The 4,118-nt window shown below is 65.3% G+C and carries 7 protein-coding genes; 2 read left to right on the top strand and 5 right to left on the bottom strand.

Translation table 11 applies throughout. The features are described from left to right. From VF662_RS00310 to VF662_RS00290, 5 genes are all read right to left on the bottom strand, one after another. On the bottom strand, positions 1–593 hold a 593-nt coding region (locus VF662_RS00310), incomplete at its 3' end, for a GTP-binding protein (protein WP_464136323.1). A gap of 63 nt (positions 594–656) precedes the next feature. Next, positions 657–1,127: a 30S ribosomal protein S7 gene (gene rpsG / locus VF662_RS00305; RefSeq protein ID WP_464136321.1), complete on the bottom strand. Its 471-nt coding sequence runs from the start codon at positions 1,125–1,127 to the stop codon at positions 657–659. 44 nt (positions 1,128–1,171) lie between these two features. Further along, positions 1,172–1,543 carry a 30S ribosomal protein S12 gene (rpsL, locus tag VF662_RS00300; protein WP_028969180.1) on the bottom strand — a complete coding sequence of 124 codons (372 nt, stop codon included), beginning with the start codon at positions 1,541–1,543 and terminating at the stop codon, positions 1,172–1,174. A 209-nt stretch (positions 1,544–1,752) separates the two neighbouring features. Continuing rightward, positions 1,753–2,538, bottom strand: coding sequence for a MerR family transcriptional regulator (locus VF662_RS00295; RefSeq protein ID WP_464136319.1), 786 nt, complete (start codon positions 2,536–2,538; stop codon positions 1,753–1,755). Between the two features lie 88 nt (positions 2,539–2,626). Next, entirely contained in the window at positions 2,627–3,004 is a 378-nt protein-coding gene (locus VF662_RS00290) for a hypothetical protein (protein WP_464136317.1), read from the bottom strand. Positions 3,005–3,112: 108 nt separating this feature from the next. Between VF662_RS00290 and VF662_RS00285 the strand changes: the two genes are divergently transcribed. Continuing rightward, entirely contained in the window at positions 3,113–3,565 is a 453-nt protein-coding gene (locus tag VF662_RS00285) for a cytidine deaminase (RefSeq protein WP_464136315.1), read from the top strand. 2 nt (positions 3,566–3,567) lie between these two features. Further along, positions 3,568–4,118 (top strand): AMP nucleosidase family protein (locus tag VF662_RS00280; RefSeq protein ID WP_464136312.1); only part of this gene is annotated, 551 nt, incomplete at its 3' end.

Genomic DNA, 4,118 nt, shown 5'->3' with positions numbered 1-4,118 from the left:
AGCGACTCCTCGAGCCAGATGATGGCCCGGTTGTTGACGAGGTCGACAAGGCCCTTGAACTGGCTCTCGATCCCGATCGGGAGATAGAGGACGGCCGGGCGGGCGCCGAGCCGATCCTTGATCATGCCGACGCACATGTCGAAATTGGCGCCCGTGCGGTCCAGCTTGTTGACGAAGCACATCCGCGGGACCTTGTACTTCTCGGCCTGCCGCCAGACGGTCTCCGACTGCGGCTCGACGCCGGCAACGCCGTCGAAGCAGGCGACCGCGCCGTCGAGCACGCGCAGCGAGCGCTCGACTTCGATGGTGAAGTCGACGTGGCCGGGCGTGTCGATGATGTTGATCCGGTGCTCGGGGCCGGTGCCCTCTTCAGCCTTCCAGAAACAGGTGGTGGCGGCGCTGGTGATCGTGATCCCGCGCTCCTGCTCCTGCTCCATCCAGTCCATCGTGGCGGTGCCTTCGTGCACTTCGCCGATCTTGTAGGACTTGCCGGTGTAATAAAGGATGCGCTCGGTCGTCGTCGTCTTGCCGGCGTCGATGTGCGCCATGATGCCGATATTGCGGTAACGGTCGAGCGGATGGCTGCGGGCCATGATCTTAAACTCCAATGTCGGGAGCGGGGCCGCGGCCCCGCCCTGACGATATAGGGACGAATTTTACCAGCGGTAGTGGCTGAAGGCCCGGTTGGCCTCGGCCATGCGATGCGTGTCCTCACGCTTCTTCACCGCGTTGCCGCGGTTGTTGGCGGCATCCATCAGCTCGCCCGAAAGACGGGCGGCCATGGTGTTCTCCGAGCGCGCACGGGCGGCGGAGATCAGCCAGCGGATCGCAAGCGCCTGGGCGCGCTCGGGGCGCACCTCGACCGGGACCTGATAGGTCGCGCCGCCGACGCGGCGGCTGCGGACCTCGATACCCGGCTTGATGTTGTTCAATGCATCGTGGAACACGCCGAGCGGCTCGCGCTTGGCGCGGGTCTCGACGGTCTCGAGAGCGCCGTAGACGATGCCCTCCGCGACGGACTTCTTGCCGTCGAGCATGACGCTGTTCATGAACTTGGAAAGGACGACGTCCCCGAACTTCGGATCGGGGAGGATTTCGCGCTTCTCTGGGCGGCGACGACGGGACATATCAGATTACCTTCTCTTGACTTCAGACGGCCTTAAGGCCGGTCTTACTTCGGACGCTTTGCGCCGTACTTCGAGCGGGACTGGCGGCGATCCTTGACACCCTGGGTGTCGAGAACGCCGCGCAGGACGTGGTAGCGAACGCCGGGCAAGTCGCGCACACGGCCGCCGCGGATCAGCACGACGCTGTGCTCCTGGAGGTTATGGCCCTCGCCGGGGATGTAGCTGATCACTTCGCGCTGGTTCGTCAGGCGGACCTTGGCCACCTTGCGGAGTGCGGAGTTCGGCTTCTTCGGGGTCGTCGTATAGACGCGGGTGCAGACGCCGCGCTTCTGCGGGTTCTGCTCCATTGCAGGGACCTTGGACTTGGCCTTCTGCGGCTCGCGACCCTTGCGGATCAGCTGGTTGATCGTTGGCATGAAGCCTTCACTTCCTTATAAGTTACTTTGCCTGCACGCAAAATGCGCAAAAGCCCCGGCGGCCTTACGGCCCCCCAGGCCCTCACTCTCGCGAAGCAATGTTCAAGCTCTTGCCTGCTCCAGGAACGCGGAGGCTCCGCAGGCGAGGCGGCCTATAACTGCGGGAGGGACATGGGTCAACGGGCGAGTTCCCGGAGAGCGGCAGATAACTAGGCCGCGCGTCGATCCCCCTTCCGCCGCCGGCCCATGGCGAAAAGGAACTCGAACGCCTTTGTCGAAAAGGGCGCCTCGCCCTTCTGCTTCCATCGGTCGATATTCTCGAGCGCCTCCTTGAGAGGCAGCCCGTTCAGCCCAGTCGGCGGAGCTTCAGATGTGAGCTTAATGAACGGGTCGATGAGCTGAAGCCATTCGTCGTGGAGCGCGGCCGCCTCGGGACCGTCGAGATCGAGCGGCATCGCCGCCTCAATGCGGGCCATCAGCTCCGTTGTCTTCTGCCGGTACTCCGTCGGGTCGATGGAGCCGAGTATCGAGACCATGCGCGCCGCGCCATCCCTTATCTTCTCCTCGCCGACCATCCTGATCGCCAGCTCGCGCTTCCATTTGTCCGATTCCACCACCGTCTCCCCCTGGCGGATCATTTCGCACAGGGCATCGAGGCCAAGCGGCTCCCGCCGGTCGAGCCGAGCGGCGACCGACACGAGGAGCTTCATCGCTTCGGCGATCTCCGCCTGCCGCACCGCCAGCGCCGCCAGCTGCGCCCCGACTATCCGCGCCAGGTCGAGCGGCCTGTTCGTGAGCGCTTCTCCGATTTGCGAGAGCGTCAACCCCGCCCGCTTCAGCGCGACGATGTGATTGATCCGCTCCAGCGCTTCGGGGCCATAGACGCGCCGTCCGCTGTCGGTGCGGATCGGCGTCACGAGGCCGCGGCTTTCGTAGAAGCGCAGAGTCCTAGAGGTGAGGCCCGTGCGCCGAGCCACTTCCCTGATGTCGAGCATCCCCTTCATCTGGAGAGCTGTACCACTTGACGTTGCGTCAACATCAAGCCGCTTTTTGGAACGCCCTGCCGCTCGCACGGAAGGCGCGTTATTCGATCGGCGCTTCGGCGCCTCCCATGAGCGGCTTCGGCTTCGGAGCAGGAACGGCCGGGATCATCTCGCGGTCTTCGCCGTCCGGCCGCCGGCCGCGGCGAGTTTGAGGCGGGAACGGCCATCCATCCCATCGCCACTCCACGTGCTCGTACCGCGCTCCATGCAGGCGAAGCGCCTCGGCCAGCCGCCTCTGCATCTCGGCGACGTGCGCCCGATGAGCAAGCTTCACCTCCTGGATCCGCCGCCGGGCCTCGGACACACGAAGCTCGTGCACGCGGCGCGCTCGTGCAACTGTCGCCTCGTGCCGCGCCCATGCCGCCTCGAATCGGCGACGGTGGTTCGACAAGGGATCATGATCGGGACGGATAGGCATATCATGCCCCTAACACACCATTGGTCGCGGAACCAGCGAGACTGCCTGCCTGCGCAGCCGAAGGAACCCCCTATTCTTTTGCTTGGCCAGGCTTATGGTCCGGCCTCCATGACGGACCCTCAATCTCTCGTCGAGCAGGCACGCCGCGCAGCGCTGGCGGCATATGCTCCTTATTCCGGTTTCAGCGTCGGCTGCGCGGTGGAATCGGATGATGGCGAGATCGTGCTCGGCTCGAACATGGAAAATGCCTGTTATCGCCTCGGCGTGTGCGCCGAGCTTTCCGCACTTACCGCCGCAAGCCAGAAGTTCGGCCTTCGCAAGATCACCCGCATCGCCGTCACGGGGGGGCATGTCGGGTCCGACGGCTCGCTCGCCGGCGCCTCGGTCGTCACCTCCTGCGGCGGCTGCCGCCAATCGATTCTGGAGGCCGCGCACGTGTCCGGCAACGACATCGAGGTGATCTCGTCCAACGGCGACGGAACCGAGGTGCAGGTGCTTCGCATCTCCGAACTGCTTCCGCTCGGCTTCGGCCCGGCCAACCTGGAAGACGCGGGGTCCTGACCATGGCCGCCATCACCACCGAAGCAGACATAGCGGGCCTCATCGAGCAGCTTTGCGACATTTACGACCGCTCGTCGGCGGCGCTCAGGAGCGGCCTCGCCCGGTATCTCAGAAGCGGCGACAAGCCGGATCCGGCGGAGCGGGCGCAGGGATTGTTCGCCTATCCGGAGCTTCGGATCCACTACCGCCCGGACCAACCGGCCCGCTTTCCCAACCGCGCCTTCGGGCGGCTGAACCGGCCGGGCGTCTATGCCGCCAGCGTCGCCCGCCCGCGCCTGTTCCGGAAATATCTGACCGAGCAGCTCTCGCTCCTGGTGCGCGACTATGAGGTCGAAGTGTCGGTCGGCCGCTCCGCAAGCGAGATACCCTATCCATACGTGCTCGACGGGACAGACGACCTGCGGCTCGACGAGGTGCGCGCCGCCGATCTGGCGCGCTGGTTCCCGACCACCGAGCTTTCGCACATCGGCGACGAGATCGCCGACGGCGCGTGGGACAACAGCCTGCACGAAATGCGTCCGCTGTCGCTGTTCGACGGCCCACGCGTCGATTT

This window comes from Allosphingosinicella sp., from assembly GCF_036387215.1.
Classification (GTDB): domain Bacteria; phylum Pseudomonadota; class Alphaproteobacteria; order Sphingomonadales; family Sphingomonadaceae; genus Allosphingosinicella.
This window is presented reverse-complemented; position numbering and strand designations above follow the sequence as displayed.